This window comes from Paenibacillus illinoisensis NBRC 15959 (genome assembly GCF_004000925.1).
In the GTDB taxonomy this organism is placed as follows: Bacteria; Bacillota; Bacilli; order Paenibacillales; family Paenibacillaceae; genus Paenibacillus; species Paenibacillus illinoisensis.
In genome coordinates this window covers 169143-190278 of record NZ_BIME01000005.1, presented here as the reverse complement: position 1 = coordinate 190278, position 21136 = coordinate 169143, and the positions used below count along the sequence as shown (strand labels likewise).

Sequence of the window (21136 nt, the reverse complement as noted above, 5' to 3'; positions counted from 1 at the left end):
ATGATCACTCCACTCTATATTTTTCAAAAAACGGATGCTCCTTGAAATGGATGTGCAGGCTAAACAGACACGGTTGACTCCATATAATTATGATCGATCTTTGGACTTTTCTTAGCAGAAGATAAATCCAATGTTGCTGTGTTGACCTGGTGGGTCCATATTCGATAATATCCGGAGTTTTTACCGTATGAATTATCGATTAGAAGATTGGGCTTCGCCATCAAACAGGACAAGATATGTCCATGCAATCTCGAAGAATGAATCATCTCATATTCACTGAAACAACGAATTGCTTTGTTGACCAAATAATCACTGTAATTCATCCAGATCTTCTGAAGCAGCCGTCTGCCTCTTCCTTTCCGAAGTCCAAGCCCTAGCCAATACACCAGTTTGCGCTCGTAGCGATTATACAGAGTAGGCCAATCCAGAAAATCCCCTTGCTGATCTGCAGCCATATGAGAAGGTTCTGCCGCTTTTTCGATATCTGTTCTATAAAAATTCAATCGTTCTTTGCGCGGAGAGCTATTTCTCTCGATCGGCCACAATTGATGTGCCATATCTGGTATCAATGAAACGTGGCACCCTTTAAAGTTCTCCGTTGCTATCTGATAAGAGGGTTCATCTCGTACAAACAGATGAAGATCGGAATGTTGGCTGAATACTTCAGCCGTTTTTCGCAGAGCTGTTTCTTCCTTGAAGAAGATCGTTTGAGGAAGAATAATGATCCGATGCTCGGGATATTTTCGTATTATGTTCTCTCTGAGACGTTGGTGGGCTTCGTATAAATCACCGAAATTCCCACCACCATGAAGCACAATAATATGGTCTTTCGGGATTACCGTTTGTTCATTGAAATCGTGAACACTGTAACGTTCAGCAACTTTTATTCGATAGTCTTTGAAAAAGGCTTCCGTCCCTTTCATAATCAACAGATCGCCGCAATTGCTATGCACAGGATAATCAATATAGTAGATTTTGGACTCAGGAGGCATGATCTCCAATATCTGCTCAAGCTTCTTCTTCAACTCATCCATGCGATGAGTCCTTTGCAAGTTTGGCATCTTTTCCGGCTCCTTTGAGTATATTTTTCTCTCTTAAACGATCCTTCAGAAATGAAATATCAGCTCGGTCATAGAGCATTTTGCGAATCGGCATTTTAAAAATGACAGATATGGATATGAGCGACATCAGAATGCGTACAAATGAGCCCAGTAACAGGGCGAGGCCAATCCCAAACAATCCAAACAACGGAGTTAACACAAAAAACAAGGTAATCGTCACACCAAGTGCAATAACCTGACGTAAAACAATTACGCCTGGTCGACCCAGTGCATTAAAAGCCGAAGCCAGAATCCATGATCCCCCGCCTACAATGCATTCAAGAGAAAGCAGATAAAAGGTGCTGCTCGCCTGGAGAAATTCAGGTCCAAATAGTAAGCCAATAAAAAAACGACCAATCAGCATACTGGGTATGATGATGATCGTCATAAGAACCATACTGATTCGAAAAGCTCTTCCTACGAGCGTCAGTACTTTCTCCTGTTCCATTCCTGCAACTTTGGGAAAGATCACATTTGTGATTGCCATCTGTACTACATTGAACATGCGGGACAGTGCATAAACCACAGAATATAAACCAAAATCCATCGGTGTTAAAAGCGCCAAAATAATAATTTTGTCGAACTGGTTATACAACGTGCCTAACAACTCTACTCCATACACTCGAATGCCGTAACTAAACAGGTGAATGCAGGTTTTGAATTGAGAGACTAATTGATTAATCGAACCGAAAATCTGTTGCCGCATCATGAACATGTAACCAAGCAGAACCAGAATATTGGCTGCAAAACTGATCATGATGGCTTTCTCCACAGTTAATAACCCTGCAGCCCATAATGCAACAAGTCCAAACAAATTAAAAAGAGGTGCAAGCAGTCGCGACAGATTATAAATATGAAACTTTTCCGTACCTTGAGCTGATGCCGCCAGCACTCCCATAAGTAATAGAACAGGGACCATGGAGACCGTATACCAGCGTGCAATGGTAACTACGGATTCAGAGTATCCTGAGAGCCATAAGGGAATACCAAACCAGCTGATTATGCCGGCAATTAAACTAATGGGAAGCTGAACGGCAAAACTCATGCTGATGTATGTCGGCAATTGATCACTGTGTTTTTTAACATTGTAGATGAGTGAAGTCGGCAACCCGAGAGCTGCAAGTCCTGATATAAACGCAGGCCAGAACAGCACGGCCGCAAGCTCGCCTTTGCCGGTAGCCCCAAACATGCGGGCTGTCACAATGGACGTGAGTGTTGTAACACCCATAATAAGAATATTGGCAAAACTCGTCATAAGAATGTTTTGAATCATGCTGTAGTCACGTCTGTTTTTGGCAACGGCCATACTCATTAGGCGTTCAATCCTCTGCCATTACGGAAGGAACCGACAATTGTTCCGTTCCGGTATGATATTTTTGCCATTTCACTCATCACCTTTTGAACATTATTAAATGATATAACAATTAATAAGACTGCCTGAATTATTCTAGCTGCATGCTTAAAAATTCCCCACCCGCTTTTTTGATAACGGGTAGCATCGCTAATTCCTTGCCAGTAAACTCTTCTTAATAACCAACGTTTTGTAAGTCTACTTTTAGCAATTTTGTGCTCAACAACTGCGTATGGATTGTAAAATACTTTATACTCTAATCGAACCCGGCCAATAAGCTCACTTTCTTCGCTAGACATCAGATTACTTCCTACACGCCCTAAATCTTCTCTGAAGGGCTGCATCTGCTCAAAAATGCTCATTCTGAAGGCAACATTTGCACCAAATGGAATAGCTGGCGCCTCCATTTCTACTATATCACCAGAGAAATCCATAAGTGTATATAAACTGATGATATCGTTCGGTATCCATTCGGGCTTGCCACCTTCCCAGATTGGTACGATTTTCCCACCCACACAGCCAATTTCTGAGTTCAAGTCAAATATGCGAATAATTTCTCTGATCCAAGAAGGACAGGCCAGTGCATCGTCATCTAAAAATAAAATAAACTCCCCTTTAGCTTCCTTTATAGATCTATTTCGCGCGTAGGACAGACCCAATTGAGGCTCAAAAATATACCGAACATTCTCAGGAAAATGATGTGAGTAAAAAAGTTCCTTTGTGTTGTCTGACGAGTTATTATCTACTACCAAAATCTCATAATCTTTTGATTCTGCATCCCCATTCAAAACACTTTCCACGGCCTGCATGGTGTCAACAGCCCTATTATGTGTACAGATGGATATTGAAGCCCTCATAGTTCCCCTCCAAAAATACAATTTAATGAGGTTACGCCAACTTTTTCAGCAATTGACTACGATGTGACCATAGGCAATGATTGATAACCCAATTATGTCCATTATTTCCCATTTCTTCAGCCAACTTCTCGTTCACAACTAACTCCTCAATACGGTTGGCGATTTCGATATCATCCATTGGATCAACCAAGTACCCTGTAACTTGATCCTTCACTGCATCAGGTATTCCTCCACTATTACCGGCAATGACGGGCAACTTATAATAATTGGCTTCAAGGAACACAATGCCAAAGCCTTCAACATCACCCTTCTCCTTAATATCACGGCTGGGCATAATGAATATATCCGAACATTCATATAATTGATGAAGTTCCTGATCGGTAATTCCACCAGTGAAAACAACTATGGTATCGAGACCGTATAGGCTAACCAGACGTTCTAATTCACCTCTGTAAGGACCATCACCACATATTAGATATTTAAGATTCGGAATATGCTTAATAACTTGGCGGATTGCTTTGAGTGTGACATCATGCCCTTTGCGCTCCACCAGACGAGAGACGGTAATCATCACTTTCTTACCATGCAGATCATACTTGTCTCGAACATCCTCCACGGATTCGACTGCACCACTTAACTTACTCACATTCAGACCTGGAGGGATGATCACGATCTGATGTTCATGTATTCCCAGTTCTATCAACCTGGATTTGGTATACTGACTATTCGCTATCACCTTGTCAGACCGTTTAAGAATCATCATTAAGAGTGGAAATAGCCTGCTGTTTACCATACCCATAACATCGAGACCGTGTACGTAGGGGAAATATTTCACTCCAAAGAATGCTTTCATGAACGGCCCGGCAACCCCTACCGGGAACACATTAACAAAGTGAATCTCACTCGTCTTTCTACGCCATTTCAGAATAATAAGCTGTAATATTAAAATAAATTGCGATAGGATTAGCAGAACTTTGTTGGAGTTCCAGTATATTCGCTTCCGAATGATCTCAAAGTCAGCTTTCCGGTCAAACTGATTCGATTCCACCGTATCTTTGATTTTATTGGTTAGAACCGTAACCTCTTCTGAAGGAATCTGAGAGATAAGCCCATAGGCATAATCATGAATTCCTCCTTTTTCTGGTGGAAAATCAATTGCGACAAAAACTTTAGTCATGCGATTTATCTCCCTTGAAAGACCATATGGGTTCAATTTTACACTGTGCTCATAATGATATTTACCGTGTCTTTTGCACATTTGTTCCAGGAAAATAGACCTGAATGATGTTTGCCCTTATACGACAATTGCTGGCTTAAATCTGGATCTGATGTAATTTCAATTAACCGTGAAGCAGCTTCTTTGGGATGGTTAGGATCAAAGTACAGAACTGCATCCCCACATACTTCAGGAATGGAAGCACGAGAAGATACAATGACTGGACATCCTGTTGCCATTGCTTCCAGCGGCGGCAAACCGAAACCTTCATATAAAGATGGGAAAATAAAACCGGCAGCTTCTTCATATAGTGCCTTTAGTTCTTCATCCGTAACATAGCCCACCCAATTCACTGCATCCGATTCAGTCCATGCTTGTTCGCCAAAAACCTTACTGTTTTTGGACCCGACAATAACTACGTTCAGATGATGAGCTTCAATCTCGGGCAATACATCAAAAATCAAATTAAAATTTTTATAAGGATTCATTGTACTGACAGCCAAAATATACGGAGACTTAATACCATATTTTTCTTTTGTACCTGCTGCAGCCTTTTTCCGATGAATATGATCGATGCCCAGATGAGTGACAGCCAGCTTATGCTCTGCTATTTTACAGTGCTGCATGAGCTCTCCCTTGGAAAAGTGGGATACCGTGATGATTTTTTTTGAGGTTTTGCCCAGACGAACCATCAGGAATTTGTACCAAGAGCGGAATGCAAATGAAAATGCGTTAGGATAATTGAAAACGGCAGCATCATGAATGGTTACGATCTGATTCTTGTTAAAAGCCGGCCCTGTGTTACATAGATTAATCAAGAGGCCATTCTTCGCGTGAAAAGGCAGCTCCAGCTGTTCCCACAGGTGCCCCTTTAGTTTACCGACCACTTTGTGACGAACATGCTTGAAATCTGGCTGGGTAACTATGTTGGAGGGTGACAATAAACAAAACTCGTACTGGGAAGAATCGATTTCTCCCTTTTCAATCATTGCATCTATTTCTTTTACAAGTTCCAGTGCATATCGCTGTACTCCAGTAATCGTTTGGGTAAGAAACCGGGCATTAATATATATTTTAGTCATGTACATCTCCAGCTCTCTTAGAAAGTTCAAAATGACCCGATACAGAGGCTCCTTGGGCCACATGGCCTGCATGGGCATGGTGATAGAGATTCACAATCTCCTCGTTCATTCGTTCCGCGTGAAACCTATTCTTATACAAGACATATCCCGCTTCACCCATCTTCTTCAACTCATCCTTGTTAAGGTTTTTGAGAATGTGCAGCAGTTCATGAGAATGTTCGATGTCAAATAAATATCCGCTATCTCCGTGCTCAACCAGTTCTGGCAGAGCTCCGCGCCGGCTTGCAATAACGGGTTTTCGATTCTTCATGGCCTCTACAGCGACCAGTCCAAACCCTTCCCAGCGAGAGGGCATGATTACTGCATCACACTGTTGATAATAGCGATCAATATCTGCATTGTTTACCCAACCCAAACGGATAACATTGTCCGGAAAGCTCCATTCATTCTGTTCCAGCACACTATCCCCAATAACATATAAACGGAGATAACGCTGTAATTCAGGATTTTCATTTAATATTTGTAACAACAGGTCCAACCCTTTTTGTCGATCATATCTGCCTACAAACAATAACTGAACCATTTCAGAATCACGATCTAATTCGCTTATTGAATTCACGCCATTATCTTCACGTTCACGTACACCGTTATACACCAACTTGGACTTGGAGGCGGGTAAACCCAATTTTATGGAACTTTCCAGCTCGTGCTTAGAGATATTAATTATTACATCCGTTCTATAGGCCATAATCCTCTCGATGAACGCATATCCCTTCTTGTACAACGGCTTCGTATCCATAAGAAAAGCCCATCCATGAGAACAATAAAAGATGCTGGCTTTTTTGGGCTGAATAAAAAATAAGCTCCTTGCAAGCAATCCTGCAAATGAGCTGTGTATGTGAATAACATCCGGTTGTAATTTGCGTATGGTCTGATGAATTTGCCACATCGCCGATAGAAAATGCTTGGGATGACGCTTGTATTTGTATTGCAAAATATGATCTGACTCCAAATCAAAACTTGTTGCACTATTATAAGCACTCATAAGGAGATAGACGTCGAAATGTTGCCGCTGGTATGCTACAACCTCATTAAGGTAGGTTGCCATCCCCCCAACAACGTACTCTCCAATATGCAAAACCTTCACTTCGCTCACCCCACTTTCTGTGGCTTATCATATACATCATGAGAACCTACAAGAGCCATACCAATGACAATCCAGAAAAATATATTGGCTGGAAACATTTCAAGTACATTTGTAGTTAAACTTGAAGCCGCAATTCCGGCGAGTAGTGCGGTAGCCATTTGTGGTAAACGAATTTTATCCGAAGAAGGCAGTAAATCCATTTTACGAACAAGCGCCACGACGAGCAGAACAAACAAGACAACAAAATAAAGTAAGCCTATCCATCCGGTCTGTTCATAAAAGGAAAAAATCTGATTATCCACGGCGAAGTTATTGGAGTTCAACCCGATCATGTGCGTTCGCCGACTAGCAGCACCAACAGATCCAATACCGTTACCTACCACCCCATGCATGGACAACGGAGATGTTAGTCTGCTTCCCCAGCTATTGAATCGATCAAGCATGGAAGAGACAGACAACAGGTTATAAGAATCCAACAAGCGGGTACCAGCAAATACACCAATGGGCAACAACATAAACGTGATGCCAAGTATTAATGTGTTCTTTTTGTTGTACTTTCGAATTTTCAGAAAAAACAGAACAACTTGATATACGATCCACAGCACCAAAGCCGAACGAATGGTCGACAGTAACAGGAAGCTAATCGTCAAGAGTTGGATACTTATTCGAAACAGGTTGTATTTAACAGCTGCTTTCATGCGCTCTGCAATTAGACCCGTAATTAGTAAGGTATAGGCATAACCATCAGGTGAATAGGTAATGGAAGATAGCCGAGGTACACCTTCCAGATAGTTCTTGATATTTACACCATAAACAAACCCCATCGTTATTAACTTCTCTATGCCTAATGAATACTGAATTAACCATCCTACAATCAATAAAATGAAAACAATAAAGTTCGTTCTGGCAAATGCGTAGAATCCGCCGTATTTAGCGAATAACATACCTGCGAACATCATCATCAAAGGTAAGAATGTTATCTTCAGACCATAGATGAGCGTAACCACACTCGAACCCATGAACAGATTCAAAGAGCCCAGCGCTATGACTGAGCCCATCACAAACAAGAACGGATTTAGAAAGGAGGTTTGTTCTCGATACATTTTGCTCAGTGCAAAAAGAGAAACCAAGATCATACCTACATCTTTCAATGTTCTAATCACGATATTATCCACGTAAATGGATATCAAACCATAAATGGATAAATACACGATCAAAATATGCATGGAAACCAAAAATAGCGAGGATGGGGCATCCGATCTCACCTGAACGAGTGGATGAGATCTGGCATTCAGGGATATCATTTGCATGTTAACCTCCACGCCTGATTAGCTTTTCATAAATATCACTATGTTCTTTAAGAAGGTAATCTTCATTAAAGGACTGGCAGTGCTCGAAGCATTGATTCTTCAACCGTTGTTTCGCTGACTCAGACAGATTGTAATAATGCAGAATGGACTTCGTAATTTCTTCTGCACTGTGGGGGGCAAACGAGAATTGTTCGGCATCCAGTAGAATTTCTGGCATCCCTCCCACCCTCGAAGCATAAATAGGTGTGCCCACTTGATAAGATTCAATGACTACTCTGCCAAATGGCTCATTCCAAGTGGAAGGGACAATAGTCAGGTCCATATCCCTCATCTTCAGGGGAATTTGTGATTTATCCAACTTTCCCATAAATTTAATTCTTGGGTCTGATTCGGATATTTCCTTTAACTCCCCCACCATTGGACCATCCCCAAAAATGAACAGTTTACCTACAATTTGCTCATTTAGTTTTTTTACCGCTTCAATTAGATATTGAACACCCTTCACTTCCGTCAGTTGCCCAAAATATCCAATTTCCAGAGGCTGATCATGATGTACCTGTTTACTGGCATACAGATTCTGTACCTCTTCATTGTTCTCGACAATATTATGAATCACATGTTTGGAAGAACGCTCAAATAACCCCAGACCTGTATGAGTTCTAAGGATATGTCCTGATATGCCTATGACTGCCGAGATCATCCGGCTATATCTTTTGGAAATTTGTCTATATATTTTGGAGTATGCCTCGATCTTAATGGGTTCAATCAGTGAGAAATCCCGCAACGTATGCACCACAGGAATATGAAGTTCATAAGCTGCCTTCCAGATCGCCAGACTTAGGCCCGGAATGTTCTGAGTATGAATTACTGAGGGCTTAGTCTGCAAAAGATATTGTTTTATATGCTGATACTGCTTCCTATTAAAAATATCCTGAACTCGCCATAGCACTTTATCTGGAGCGGATACTTGTTTGGTTGAATCTCCGATCCAATACCGATTGTTAAATGGTAATCGTAATATCTCAATCCCGTTAATCGTATCTGTAGTCACTTCGCCATCCTTATGACTGCCAACAGTCATTACTTTCACGTGATAACTGGGACTCAGCGTCTGTGCAAGGATCTGCGTTGATATCTCTGCCCCGCCAATGACATGCGGAGGATACAAACTGTGGGCAATCAATATTTTATGCACTCATCTCATCTCACTTTGATTAGCTTCATGGAGTTTCCTGCAATGTGGCACGAACATTCTCAATCGTTAACTTCAGTCCTGTTTCCAGTGATATTTCCGGCTCCCAGCCGAGCACGGTACGCGCCTTATCAATGACAGGACGACGAACTTTGGGATCATCCTGAGGCAAAGGCTGGAACACCAGCTTACTGTCGGATTGGGCCAACTTTTTTACCAAATACGCCACTTCAAGGACAGTGTACTCCGTCGGGTTGCCGATATTAATAATCTCTCCATTCGCCTCTTCGGTTTCCATCATTTTTTGCAGACCACGAATATTGTCATCCACATAGCAGAACGAACGGGTTTGAGAGCCATCCCCATAAACGGTGATGTCCTGTCCGGTCAGTGCCTGGGTCACAAAATTAGAGATGACACGGCCATCATCATTCCGCAAACCGGATGAATACGTATTAAAGATGCGCGCTACTTTAACGGGAACTCTGTGTTTCGTGTAGTATTCATAACAAAAAACTTCGCCCAAACGTTTGGCCTCATCGTAACAGGCTCTCGGTCCCCATGTGTTTACATTCCCTCGATAACTCTCAGGCTGTGGATGCACTTCAGGATCCCCATAAGCTTCACTTGTACTTGAAAATAGAAACTTCGCTCCCTTGGTTCGGGCCAGCTCAAGCATGTGATAGGTGCCCTGCGTGTTCACCCATATGGTACCGATTGAATCCGCTTGATAGAATTTGGGTGAAGCTGGCGACGCAAGATGGTACACCTCATCCACAGGCTGATCAATCAGAAACTCGAGTGAAGCCGCCAAAGTGACATCAGCTTCTTGAAAGTGAAAAAGGTGGCTGTTCGCCACCTCTTCCAGGTTACTGGACACGCCTGTCGACAGATTATCAATTCCTGTAACCTGATGACCTTGATGAATTAAAGATTTGACCAGGTGGGATCCCAAAAAGCCGGCTGCCCCCGTCACTACAATATGTTTCAATACGTTCACGCTCCGTCCGTCAAAATGTATTGCTTTTAATCATTACCATTGCCGTTCTGAAGATAATTTTAATGTCTAACTGCAGCGAGACGTTGGAGATATAATGGAAATCATATTGCAGATTGTGATGGATGGGCTCTTTGCGAGCTTCACTCACCTGCCATAACCCGGTAATACCTGGTTTTACCAGAAAACGTCTGCGCTCCAAATCGGTGTAGCTTTCTTCTACAATTCGCTTCATTTCAGGTCTAGGACCCACAAAGCTCATATCACCCTTGATAATGTTAAGCAATTGTGGCAGCTCATCCAGACTCGTCTTGCGAAGCAAGCGACCCAGACGGGTGATTCTGGGATCATGACTTGTTGTTGGAGATAAGCCATATTTCGGCGCGTCCGTACGCATCGTTCTAAATTTATAAATATTAAACTTGATTCCGTTTTTTCCGTAACGCTCCTGTTTAAAGATTACAGGTCCTTTGGAATCGAGTTTGATCATTACCGCAATGACAAGCATGATCGGAGATGTGAGCAGTAATAGGAAAGCAGCTACAAAGAAATCGATGAGCGGCTTCATAACGTCGGCGTACCCGCCTACACGTTGGGAGTATGGCTGTTCAAGCAGTTTCCCATGGGCTTCCTTGGCAATGGCCTCTCCGCCGCTTCCATAGTATTCTGGTCCCGAGAGATTCACAGACCATCCCCTCCTGCAACAAGCACTTGGTTCAATTTTTCCTTCATTAGGATCTCTTCAATCGCCATTAAGACAGGTGCACGCAGCTCATTATTTTTCAACGCAAAATCTAGCGTAGTCAGGATATATCCTAGTTTCTCGCCCACGTCGAACCGGGAACCTTCGAAATCATACGCGCTGATGCCTTCATCGTGATTAAGCATTTGCAGAGCATCGGTAAGCTGAATTTCACCACCAGCTCCCACATTTTGCTCTTCCAGATACTCGAATACCTTAGGCGTCAAAATGTATCGGCCCATGATTGCGAGATTGGAAGGAGCAGAACCGAGTGGCGGTTTCTCTACCATACTATTTACTGATGAAAGTCTTCCATCGGTATGCAGTGGATCAATAATTCCATAGCGATAGGTCTCACTTGGACTTACCGTTTTCACACCAAGCACCGACTGGTTAACCTTCTCGTATTGTTGAATCAACTGCTTCGTGCACGGTACTTCGGATACGACAATGTCATCGCCAAGCAACACGGCAAAGGGCTCATTGCCGATAAAATTTCGGGCACACCAAACTGCATGCCCCAGTCCCAGGGCTTCCTTCTGCCTTATGTAGTGAATATCAACGTTGGAGGATTTCCGGACTTCTTCCAGCAAACCCAGCTTGCCTTTCTCCAGCAGATTGTGCTCCAATTCAAACGCACTATCGAAATGATCCTCAATTGCACGCTTCCCTTTGCCAGTTACGATAATAATATCTTCAATACCGGAAGCTACCGCTTCCTCCACAATGTATTGAATCGTCGGTTTGTCTACGATAGGGAGCATCTCTTTAGGCATTGCCTTTGTAGCGGGTAAAAATCGGGTCCCCAAACCTGCTGCGGGAATGATCGCTTTCCTCACTTTAGTCATAAATACCACCCTATCCTTCTTATTTTTATGGTTTAAAAGTATGAGTTGAACCACTTAAATCCATGAAACCTTGAAATAAATTGATGCAATTCTTACTTTCAATTTCATAAAGGGGCATTCAACCCAACCTCACGTCACACCCTTGACGATTAACGTCTAAGGTACACTACCCACAGTGTGACCGAGTGCCTACCTTGATAAAGGTATAGTAGACATGACCTGACAGTGCTATTTGGGATTTATAACGAAAGCCACTTAAACATTCTCGACATAATCAGCATTCCGATTTTTCGGTACCTGTACATTGTTCAGAACTGCTCCGAGAATCCGAGCATTTACATGTTCGAGATGTGCCTTTGCCTTTTTGACCAAGTCTTTCTTCACCTTGCCTGCACTTACGACAAGAAGGACGCCATCGCACAATGAACTGATAATCAATGCATCCGTCACTGCCAGAACAGGCGGAGTATCAAATAGAATGACATCGTATTCTTCCTTTAGACTCTCCAGCAGGGCTGTCATTTTACGGGAACCCAGCATCTCGGAAGGGTTGGGCGGAATCGGACCTGAAGAGAGAACATGCAGTCCTTCCACATCCGTTTCTCTCAATACTTCCGTCACTTTATATTGACTCGACAATACACTGGTCAGCCCTACATGGTTGGGCACATTAAACATGCGGTGCACGGCAGGTTTGCGCAGGTCCGTATCCATAAGCAGAACCTTTTTCCCTTCCTGTGCATAGGTCACGGCCAAATTCCCAATCGTTGTGGTTTTACCTTCACCCGACAAAGCCGAAGCAATCATGATCGTTTGAATCTGACTATCAATGGATGAAAATTGGATGTTGGTTCTCAGCTTCCGATAAGCCTCAGATGAACTGGACTTGGGATTAGCCATTGTAACTAGACTTCCTTTATCATTGGTTAACCGTGGCATACTGGCCGTCACCTACCTGTTTTTGAGATGTGGTCTGTTTGGAGCTGCGAACTTCTTCCTTTTTGATTTTGGATATGACAGCGAGTGCTGGAATTCCCAGCTCTTTCTCCAATTCATCTTCGGTTTTCAACGTATCATCCAAGTATTCCAAGAGGAATACAAAACCTACTGCCAGCAGAAGTCCTACGAGAAAGCTGATCAGGATATTAACGGTTGGATTTACATTGATGGGTCTGGACGATTCCGTGGGTTTGGCTTCACTTAGAATGGTTACATTATCCACTTTCATAATTACGGGGATTTGGGATTCAAACACTTTAGCAACGGCGTTAACTGTTTTGGCCGCTTTTTCCGAAGACAAGCCGGTAGCGGTTAAACTCATAACCTGGGATTCATTCGCTGTGGTTACCGAGATGTTTTGTGCCAGTTGATTGCCGTTCATGCCTAGATCGGGGTATGTAGCAGCTACTTTGTCGAGGATTGCTGAAGATTTGATGATTTCCATATACGAGTTAATCACTTTAATGTTGGTTTGAATGGACCCAATATCCAGACTGGGAACACCCTCTGCGTTATATGCCTGATTGACGATCAATTTTGCGTTCGCTTCATAAATGGGGACGGTAAAAAAATAATTTTTGACACCTGCTCCAATGCAAGCAACAGCAACAAAGGCTACGATGATCCAAATTCGCTTGCGTAAAATTTGCATGTACTCTTTCAGTTCCACCTTGTATTCCTCCCATTCAATTCGGCGATTATGAAGACATTCTATCGATCTGACTGCTTACCAGAACAACAACCTGCGTTTGAGAACCATTGGTTTTTCTTGCTCTATGTCTATACTTTGGTTGTTCCATAACGACCAAGCATTATTTTTTAAGCGTGCAACCAGTTCTTTGCCAAACCTGCGGCCTAGCTGCTCATATGCAGCATTCATAGCAAATGAACGAATATGAATGTCATGAGCGTCTGATGAAATGAAATGAAACGGGTTTTCTTTGCAAAAATGAAAACACCATTTCTGAACTTTTCGTCCGAAAAGTCCTATGATGGACTGGGCCGTGAGCTGAATCAGTGCGCCCTGATGAATGTATTCAACCAATAGCCCAGGATTTTTCTGGATTGAGTGATTCCTTTCGGGATGAGCAATGATAGGTACGATACCGGCTACTTTAAGTTCATGAAGTATTCCGGTGAACTGCGAGGGAATATAGCCAAAGGGCAATTCCAGCAACATGTAACGACTCCCGGCAAGTGTGCAGCATTTGCCTGCGTGTAAGTCTCGAATCAGAGCTTCGTGAACCCTGATCTCCTGTCCGGGGCGGATCTCCAAGCGAATGTTGCGTTTGCGAAGTTCTGCACGAAGCAGTTCCACGGCCTGATTGACCACAATCGGTTCATTATTGTAATGCCCGTTCAGGTGATGCGGAGTTGCAATGATCGAGGTAACTCCCGAGGCTGCCGCCTTCTGGGCCATGTCGATGGACTGTTCCATGTGAACCGGACCATCATCAAGACCTGATAAAATGTGGCAGTGTATTTCAACCATATCCAAACTTCCTCAATGTATGATCCCCCTCGCCCTTTTATTCATCGCGCAAAATGCTTTTGGTGTTAAAGAACTAATGCATAACGCTATGAAATATAGTAAAATGGCGTTAAGTACATGCTTGTTCAGAAAATGTTTAGAATTTGTGATGCTTCATATGGTAAAATCGATGTAATGATAGGTTTTCTGCAGGTCCGGTTGTTCTGCTGCCTTTTCATAGGCAAATCGGGATACCGTAGGAAACTGCACGTCACGAAGCATCTGATTTAACTGTCCAGTTATATATAGTGTCTGCTCTTGCTGAATATGCAGGCTTGAATGATACAATGTAAGTTCGCCGAAGGGCTGTTTCCATTGCAAGCTGGCCTGAAGCCTTAAACATACTTGGCGATCTTCTACATCCAAACCGATCAACATCATTGACGATACCGGTAAAACCAGGTCACTCAGGAAAGTAATCGCTTTTGTATCCATCCCAAGCAAGAGAACGGGACGTCGTTTGCGGTCTACTGTCTTACCCTGAAACTCCTGAATGTACATATGGACATTTAATTCTAGATCGGCCCATTCCTGAATCACTGAATTCATCGTTTCATTCCTTTAGAATGGATTAACCTCCAAGTGTTGCCATTATTCCTTCTCACAGGTATATTGCATAGACAATTTGGAGACACTTAAATTATTCCAAATGATACATTTTGTAACTTCCATACGTCCAATTTACGATACAAATTGTATCATGTCAAGCAGTATTTGGACATGGTTCTTTTGATTTACGACAATATGAGATGTCCTTAGACAGACCTATTTGAGATATAGGTCTGTCCAAGCGTCATCTTTTTGCAGGAAAGCTGCCCTGATCAAAAAATAGCTCAGGATTGGTTTAATATATTTGACATGGCGTTCAGGGGGAAAAGCGTATGAACTACGGAAATCGCATTGCTGAATTAAGGGAACAGCGGGGACTTACTCAAGAAGAACTTGCGAGCTCCATTCATATTACCAGGGCCGCTCTCTCCCATTATGAGAAGAATCGACGCAAACCGGACTTTGAAGTATTAACCAGGCTTGCTGATATTTTTAATGTATCCATTGATTATCTCATTGGGCGTACGAAGCAGAGCGATGTGGTTATGGATGAGGATGTTCGGGAATTTGTGGACTCGCTTGAATTATCAGATAAGGAAGTGTTGGATCGCTTCGACCTGATGATCGATGGCAAACCCTTAACAGAAGAAGAGGCACGTCGTTTTATTGCTTTTGTCCGAATGGAACGCAGCATGGATTAACTCCAACAAAGGAAGACCCAGTCCCGAGTAGTCATCTCTTCGGTTCCTGGGTTTTTTTGCGTCTTAACTCCCTCCAATACATATTTGTGTATGATCCTGGTTATTAGTGCTCATTGTTGACGGAGGATATGAACTCGTTCCAACGCTCCGGGTCGATTCCGCATTGCAGTAAAACCTTCATGATGTCCATCTCGGTTGCTTCCACTTGTTTACCTGTCGGCTTAAGTTCGCCCCTGTTTGGATTCTTCATATTCATTCCGCTAACCTCTCTTATCTATATATACTTTCCCTGCACTCCAAAACTAGCCTTATTATACTTGAGAAAGTTCCTCAATGTTGTCGTCTCATGGCGATAGCGTTTTTGGTCCGGGTTCTAATTTTGTCGAAACACAAATAAGAGCTTTACAGCGCCTCATCGGCAGCCATAAAGCTCCTATTAATTCTTCATACAACCCATTCACGCAATCCTGTTAACAGAGGGACTTAACCTCCCGCACGTGCAAGCTCACGCATATTGGCTTCAAATGCAGCCAGCAAAGCTTCCTCTCCCGTCAAGCCTGTCGCCTGAACACGTTCGATCTGCTCTGTCATCCGTTTGAAGTCTTTCGGAATAACCCGAACGAACTGGTTCACAGAATCCTGCCAGTTATCCAGAATACGCTCACCTGCAGCACTGCCTGTATAAGCCACATGACGTTGAATCATGCCGCGCAGGTCTGCACTTTCAGATACATCTTCAATCCGCTCCAAAAGAACCATTTCGAGGTTACAACGCTGCAGGAATGTGCCTTCCGGATCATATACGTAAGCAATACCTCCGGACATCCCGGCAGCAAAGTTACGACCTGTATCGCCCAGAACGACGACACGTCCGCCGGTCATATATTCACAACCGTGGTCACCCACACCCTCGACAACGACTTTTGCACCCGAATTCCGTACGGCAAAACGTTCACCTGCAATCCCGCGAATATAAGCTTCACCACTGGTTGCTCCATACAGAGCCGTGTTACCAATAATGATATTATCCTCGGCATTGAACGTTGCTTTTGGAGAAGGCATAACAATCAGTTTACCTCCGGATAACCCTTTACCAACGTAGTCATTAGAATCCCCTTCAACAGTCAGGGTCATCCCTTTAGGTACAAAGGCCCCGAAGCTTTGTCCGGCAGAACCGACAAACTTGAATTGAACGGTGTCTTCCGTTAGTCCAGCAAGACCATATTTCCGTGTAATCTCACTACCCAAAATCGTACCTACTGCCCGGTTAACGTTAGTAATCGGAAGAACAGCCTCAACAGGTTGCCCAGATTCGATCGCAGGTTGAGCCAACGTCAGCAGTTGCTGCATGTCGAGCGTCTCTTCCAATTGATGATTCTGGTGCTGTGTACGATAACGTGCAGAACCTTCCGGCATCTCAGGTACATGCAGCAGCACAGACAGATCCACACCTTTTTTCTTCCAATGATCTACTGCCTGAACCGTTTCAAGACAGTCTGTACGTCCAACCATTTCCTGAATGGTACGGAAACCAAGCTCAGCCATAATTTCGCGTACATCTTCAGCGACAAAACGCATGAAGTTCACAACGTGAGCCGGATCACCCATATAATTTTTGCGCAGCTCCGGATTTTGCGTTGCCACACCTACCGGACATGTATCCATCTGACAAACACGCATCATGATACATCCCAGTGCCACGAGTGGTGCTGTGGAGAAACCATACTCCTCCGCTCCAAGCAAGGCAGCAATCGCAAGGTCGCGACCATTCAGCATTTTACCATCCGTTTCCAGAACAACACGATCACGCAGATTGTTCAGCATCAGCGTTTGATGTGTTTCGGCAAGACCAAGCTCCCAAGGCATACCCGCGTGACGGATCGAGCCTTGTGGAGATGCACCCGTACCGCCGTCGTATCCACTTACGAGGATAATATCAGCACGACCTTTGGCTACACCTGCAGCAATGGTACCTACGCCGACTTCGGAAACCAGCTTCACGTTGATTTCCGCACGTGGATTTGCGTTTTTCAGGTCATAGATCAACTCAGCCAAATCCTCGATAGAGTAGATGTCGTGATGCGGTGGCGGTGAGATCAGACCCACGCCAGGCGTTGAACCACGAACTTCAGCAACCCAAGGATATACTTTACGTCCTGGCAGCTGTCCACCTTCACCCGGTTTCGCACCTTGTGCCATTTTGATCTGGATCTCGTCAGCATTCACGAGATAGTTAGACGTAACACCGAAACGTCCGGATGCAACCTGTTTAATGGCACTGCGCCGTGAATCACCGTTGCTATCTTTAATGAAGCGAGCCGGATCCTCCCCGCCTTCACCTGTGTTCGATTTACCACCGACACGGTTCATGGCAATCGCCAAATCTTCGTGTGCTTCCTTACTGATGGAACCGAAGGACATCGCACCTGTTTTGAAGCGGCGCATAATACTTTCAACGGATTCCACTTCCTCCAGCGGAACTGCCGGCCCTGCCGGTTTCAGTTTCAGCATGGAACGAATCGTCAGCAACTGATCATTCTCACCCTGCACCAATTTGGCATACTTTTTGTACAGGTTGTAATCGCCTGTGCGAACGGCGTGCTGTAACGTATGAATCGTTTGCGGGTTGAACAGATGTTCCTCCCCGTCATTACGCCACTGATATTCACCGCCAGAATCCAGCACTTTGTCATTGCCGTCTTTGTCCGTAAAGGCACGATTATGATGAGTGAGCACCTCTGCTGCCACTTCTTCCAGACCAATACCCCCGATCCGGGATGGCGTCCAAGTAAAGTAACGATCAACGAAATCAGACTTCAGGCCCACCGCTTCAAAAATTTGAGCGCCCCGATAGGACTGAATTGTCGAGATTCCCATTTTGGACAATATTTTAATAACGCCTTTGGTTGCGGCTTTAATGTAGTTTTTGACAGCTTTCTCATGCGAGATGCCGCGCAGCAGCCCTTGCTGAATCATGTCATCCAGTGTTTCGAATGCCAGATAAGGGTTCACGGCACTTACGCCGTAGCCCAGAAGCAATGCGTAGTGATGAATATCACGAGGCTCAGCCGATTCCAGCAAGATGCTGACTTTGGTTCTTGTACCCTGACGGATCAGGTGGTGATGCAAACCTGCCACTGCAAGCAGTGCAGGAATGGCCGCATTCTCCGCATCCACGCCGCGGTCAGACAAGATCAAGATGTTATGACCTTTGTCGATGACACGGTCCGCTGCTTCGAAGAGCAGATCCATCGCTTTACGCAGTCCTTCCGCACCTTCTTTGGCCGTGAAGAAAATCGGGATAGTCATCGAACGGAAGCCTGGACGGCGCACGTGACGAATTTTCGCGAAATCTTCATTGGACAATACCGGTGTATCCAGACGGATCTGGCGACAGCTCTCCGGTTCAGGATTGAGCAAGTTGCGCTCTGGACCAATCGTTGTAGCCGTAGACGTGACGATCTCTTCACGGATGGCATCAATTGGTGGATTGGTTACCTGTGCAAACATTTGTTTAAAGTAGTTATACAAACGCTGCGGACGATCCGACAGCACTGCCAGTGGTGCATCATAACCCATGGAACCCGTAGCTTCCATCCCTGTGGACGCCATTGGCTCCAGCACTTTGCGCAGTTCCTCAAATGTATATCCATAGGCCAGCTGAAGCTGGGTTACGTTATCGTGTTTTGGATCTGGAAGTTCCGGCGCTTCCGGCAATTCATTCAGATCCATCAAGTGCTCATCGAGCCACTCCTGATACGGATTCTCGGCTGCAATTAGAGCCTTTACTTCCTCATCCGAGATGATGCGTCCTTCTTTTGTATCCACGAGCAGCATGCGACCTGGACGCAGACGATCCTTGTACAGAATATCTTCTGGAGCAATATCCAGGACCCCGACTTCAGAGGACAAAATGATGCGATCGTCTTTCGTTACATAATAACGTGCCGGACGCAGACCGTTACGGTCCAGTGTTGCACCAATCTGCAGACCATCCGTAAAGGCCATTGCTGCCGGTCCGTCCCAAGGCTCCATCATCGTGCTGTGATATTCATAAAAAGCTTTTTTGGCCGGATCCATTCCCTCATCCGTGCTCCACGGCTCAGGAACCATCATCATCGCCACGTGTGGCAAGGAACGTCCGCTCAAATACAAGAACTCCAGTGTGTTATCAAACATCGCCGTATCGGAACCGTCCGGATTAATGATCGGCTTCACTTTGGAGATATCGTTGCCAAACACTTCGCTCTCGAACAGCGATTGACGTGCGTGCATCCAGTTCACGTTACCACGCATCGTATTGATCTCACCGTTGTGGATCATGAAGCGATACGGGTGGGCACGCTCCCAGCTTGGGAATGTATTGGTACTGAAACGGGAGTGTACTAATGCAATCGCCGATTCAACCAGGTCTTCCTGCAAATCGAGATAGAACTGTCCAACCTGCTCGGTAGTCAGCATGCCTTTGTAGACAATTTTACGACAGGACAAGCTTGGCAGGTAGAACGAACCGCCTTCTTTCTCATCAGCCGAATACCGGATCGCCAGCTCGGCACGTCTGCGAATCACATACAGCTTGCGCTCGAACGCGAGCTCATCGTTGATATCCGCAGATCTGCCAATGAACACCTGACGTACATAAGGCTTCGCAGCAAGAGCGGAACGACCCAGCATCTCATCAAAGGTCGGCACATCCCGGAAACCGAGGAATGTCTGTCCTTCTTCTTCAATGATTTTCTTCAAGCTCTCTTGATGAGCATGACGAATCTCAGGATCCTGAGAAAGGAACAGCATTCCCACGCCATACGCTCCCTGCTCTGGCAGCGCAAAGCCAAGGCGGTCTGCTTCCTGTGCAAAGTAACGATGTGGAATCTGAATCAAAATACCGGCTCCGTCACCGGAATTCGGCTCACTGCCCTGTCCCCCGCGGTGCTCCATATTGCTGAGCATGGTCAGTGCCTGACTAACGATATCGTGTGAAGGCACTCCTTTGATGTTGGCAACAAAACCCATTCCGCATGCATCTTTTTCGAACTGTGGGTCATACAAACCCTGTTTAGGAGGTAATCCGATGTGTCTCATGGAACGCAACCTTTCTATAATGAAGTATTTCGGAAAGATCAAGAACATAGGCAACAAGCAACAATGAAACGGGAGGAGCGGGCCTACAGGTTGAGAACCCTGCTGAATAATCGGGGTGACCGCAATCGGGTCATTGGATTTAGAGTACTTCTGCTGCTGGAGAAGAAGTCATTCTTTCGTAGTGCTTCCGGATGAGCCGGTAAAGAGCACATTATAATTACTCGCAGTCGCTGGCACGACCGCTGATATGGAGCGACGTTTTTTGATATAGTTCTATTATTTTAACACCGACCTAACATCAGCGCAATTTAAACTTTTTAATACCTCTGATAAGAAATGTTTTGCAGTACAGCTTTAGTGTAATGACGTTTAAATTCATCTCTTTTTCGAATAATTATACACATTTTAAGACAGAGTACAACTGATTTTATC

General features: G+C 44.4%; 19 protein-coding genes. 2 read left to right on the top strand and 17 right to left on the bottom strand.

The genetic code is table 11. The features are described from left to right. Window positions 1–59: 59 nt before the first annotated feature. The 15 genes from PIL01S_RS14665 to PIL01S_RS14595 form a co-directional block, all read right to left on the bottom strand. Window positions 60–1061 carry a polysaccharide pyruvyl transferase family protein gene (locus PIL01S_RS14665; protein ID WP_127538131.1) on the bottom strand — a complete coding sequence of 334 codons (1002 nt, stop codon included), beginning with the start codon at window positions 1059–1061 and terminating at the stop codon, window positions 60–62. After that, complete coding sequence (locus tag PIL01S_RS14660) at window positions 1027–2412, bottom strand: oligosaccharide flippase family protein (RefSeq protein WP_127538130.1); 1386 nt, start codon at window positions 2410–2412, stop codon at window positions 1027–1029. Before PIL01S_RS14660 ends, PIL01S_RS14665 begins: the two co-directional genes overlap by 35 nt. Continuing rightward, window positions 2412–3308 carry a glycosyltransferase gene (locus tag PIL01S_RS14655; protein WP_127538129.1) on the bottom strand — a complete coding sequence of 299 codons (897 nt, stop codon included), beginning with the start codon at window positions 3306–3308 and terminating at the stop codon, window positions 2412–2414. Before PIL01S_RS14655 ends, PIL01S_RS14660 begins: the two co-directional genes overlap by 1 nt. Before the next feature lie 31 nt (window positions 3309–3339). After that, complete coding sequence (locus PIL01S_RS14650) at window positions 3340–4485, bottom strand: glycosyltransferase family 4 protein (RefSeq protein ID WP_164764237.1); 1146 nt, start codon at window positions 4483–4485, stop codon at window positions 3340–3342. A gap of 38 nt (window positions 4486–4523) precedes the next feature. Beyond that, complete coding sequence (locus tag PIL01S_RS14645; protein WP_164764236.1) at window positions 4524–5606, bottom strand: glycosyltransferase family 4 protein; 1083 nt, start codon at window positions 5604–5606, stop codon at window positions 4524–4526. Continuing rightward, complete coding sequence (locus tag PIL01S_RS14640; protein WP_246058289.1) at window positions 5599–6753, bottom strand: glycosyltransferase; 1155 nt, start codon at window positions 6751–6753, stop codon at window positions 5599–5601. Before PIL01S_RS14640 ends, PIL01S_RS14645 begins: the two co-directional genes overlap by 8 nt. Before the next feature lie 5 nt (window positions 6754–6758). Continuing rightward, entirely contained in the window at window positions 6759–8063 is a 1305-nt protein-coding gene (locus PIL01S_RS14635) for a hypothetical protein (RefSeq protein WP_127538126.1), read from the bottom strand. A gap of 1 nt (window position 8064) precedes the next feature. Continuing rightward, window positions 8065–9258 (bottom strand): glycosyltransferase family 4 protein, encoded by a 1194-nt coding sequence (locus tag PIL01S_RS14630; protein WP_127538125.1) that lies wholly within the window; start codon window positions 9256–9258, stop codon window positions 8065–8067. Window positions 9259–9283: 25 nt separating this feature from the next. Next, complete coding sequence (locus PIL01S_RS14625) at window positions 9284–10246, bottom strand: UDP-glucuronic acid decarboxylase family protein (RefSeq protein WP_127538124.1); 963 nt, start codon at window positions 10244–10246, stop codon at window positions 9284–9286. 19 nt (window positions 10247–10265) lie between these two features. Further along, a complete protein-coding gene (locus PIL01S_RS14620) occupies window positions 10266–10937 on the bottom strand; it encodes a sugar transferase (protein WP_246058283.1) in 672 nt (223 codons plus the stop codon). Then, on the bottom strand, window positions 10934–11842 hold the full coding sequence (gene galU, locus PIL01S_RS14615; RefSeq protein WP_127538123.1) for a UTP--glucose-1-phosphate uridylyltransferase GalU: 909 nt from the start codon (window positions 11840–11842) through the stop codon (window positions 10934–10936). Before galU ends, PIL01S_RS14620 begins: the two co-directional genes overlap by 4 nt. A 255-nt stretch (window positions 11843–12097) precedes the next feature. Beyond that, window positions 12098–12781: a CpsD/CapB family tyrosine-protein kinase gene (locus tag PIL01S_RS14610; RefSeq protein ID WP_095360708.1), complete on the bottom strand. Its 684-nt coding sequence runs from the start codon at window positions 12779–12781 to the stop codon at window positions 12098–12100. Next, window positions 12762–13511 (bottom strand): YveK family protein, encoded by a 750-nt coding sequence (locus tag PIL01S_RS14605; RefSeq protein WP_095360709.1) that lies wholly within the window; start codon window positions 13509–13511, stop codon window positions 12762–12764. The genes PIL01S_RS14610 and PIL01S_RS14605 overlap by 20 nt, the downstream gene beginning before the upstream one ends. Before the next feature lie 57 nt (window positions 13512–13568). After that, window positions 13569–14333: a tyrosine-protein phosphatase gene (locus PIL01S_RS14600; RefSeq protein ID WP_127538122.1), complete on the bottom strand. Its 765-nt coding sequence runs from the start codon at window positions 14331–14333 to the stop codon at window positions 13569–13571. 153 nt (window positions 14334–14486) lie between these two features. Beyond that, on the bottom strand, window positions 14487–14921 hold the full coding sequence (locus tag PIL01S_RS14595) for a hypothetical protein (RefSeq protein ID WP_127538121.1): 435 nt from the start codon (window positions 14919–14921) through the stop codon (window positions 14487–14489). A 332-nt stretch (window positions 14922–15253) separates the two neighbouring features. Between PIL01S_RS14595 and PIL01S_RS14590 the strand changes: the two genes are divergently transcribed. Next, a complete protein-coding gene (locus PIL01S_RS14590) occupies window positions 15254–15622 on the top strand; it encodes a helix-turn-helix domain-containing protein (RefSeq protein WP_095360712.1) in 369 nt (122 codons plus the stop codon). Between the two features lie 103 nt (window positions 15623–15725). On the opposite strand, the gene PIL01S_RS29505 is transcribed toward PIL01S_RS14590, so the two are convergent. Next, the gene (locus tag PIL01S_RS29505) at window positions 15726–15878 is read right to left on the bottom strand and encodes a hypothetical protein (protein ID WP_153977277.1); all 153 of its coding nucleotides are present in this window, start codon (window positions 15876–15878) and stop codon (window positions 15726–15728) included. A 227-nt stretch (window positions 15879–16105) separates the two neighbouring features. Further along, on the bottom strand, window positions 16106–20704 hold the full coding sequence (gene gltB / locus PIL01S_RS14585) for a glutamate synthase large subunit (RefSeq protein WP_127538120.1): 4599 nt from the start codon (window positions 20702–20704) through the stop codon (window positions 16106–16108). Between gltB and PIL01S_RS14580 the strand changes: the two genes are divergently transcribed. Next, a complete protein-coding gene (locus tag PIL01S_RS14580; RefSeq protein WP_127538119.1) occupies window positions 20696–20899 on the top strand; it encodes a hypothetical protein in 204 nt (67 codons plus the stop codon). The two genes, gltB and PIL01S_RS14580, sit on opposite strands and share 9 nt — an antisense overlap. Window positions 20900–21136 lie beyond the last annotated feature (237 nt).

Bases quoted from the DNA above. Each gene is read 5' to 3' on its own strand.
- PIL01S_RS14665 (WP_127538131.1), bottom strand. From the start codon at position 1,061: ATGCCAAACTTGCAAAGGACTCATCGCATGGATGAGTTGAAGAAGAAG.
- PIL01S_RS14660 (WP_127538130.1), bottom strand. From the start codon at position 2,412: ATGAGTATGGCCGTTGCCAAAAACAGACGTGACTACAGCATGATTCAA.
- PIL01S_RS14655 (WP_127538129.1), bottom strand. From the start codon at position 3,308: ATGAGGGCTTCAATATCCATCTGTACACATAATAGGGCTGTTGACACC.
- PIL01S_RS14650 (WP_164764237.1), bottom strand. From the start codon at position 4,485: ATGACTAAAGTTTTTGTCGCAATTGATTTTCCACCAGAAAAAGGAGGA.
- PIL01S_RS14645 (WP_164764236.1), bottom strand. From the start codon at position 5,606: ATGACTAAAATATATATTAATGCCCGGTTTCTTACCCAAACGATTACT.
- PIL01S_RS14635 (WP_127538126.1), bottom strand. From the start codon at position 8,063: ATGCAAATGATATCCCTGAATGCCAGATCTCATCCACTCGTTCAGGTG.
- galU (WP_127538123.1), bottom strand. From the start codon at position 11,842: ATGACTAAAGTGAGGAAAGCGATCATTCCCGCAGCAGGTTTGGGGACC.
- PIL01S_RS14610 (WP_095360708.1), bottom strand. From the start codon at position 12,781: ATGCCACGGTTAACCAATGATAAAGGAAGTCTAGTTACAATGGCTAAT.
- PIL01S_RS14600 (WP_127538122.1), bottom strand. From the start codon at position 14,333: ATGGTTGAAATACACTGCCACATTTTATCAGGTCTTGATGATGGTCCG.
- PIL01S_RS14595 (WP_127538121.1), bottom strand. From the start codon at position 14,921: ATGAATTCAGTGATTCAGGAATGGGCCGATCTAGAATTAAATGTCCAT.
- PIL01S_RS14590 (WP_095360712.1), top strand. From the start codon at position 15,254: ATGAACTACGGAAATCGCATTGCTGAATTAAGGGAACAGCGGGGACTT.
- PIL01S_RS29505 (WP_153977277.1), bottom strand. From the start codon at position 15,878: ATGAATATGAAGAATCCAAACAGGGGCGAACTTAAGCCGACAGGTAAA.
- gltB (WP_127538120.1), bottom strand. From the start codon at position 20,704: ATGAGACACATCGGATTACCTCCTAAACAGGGTTTGTATGACCCACAG.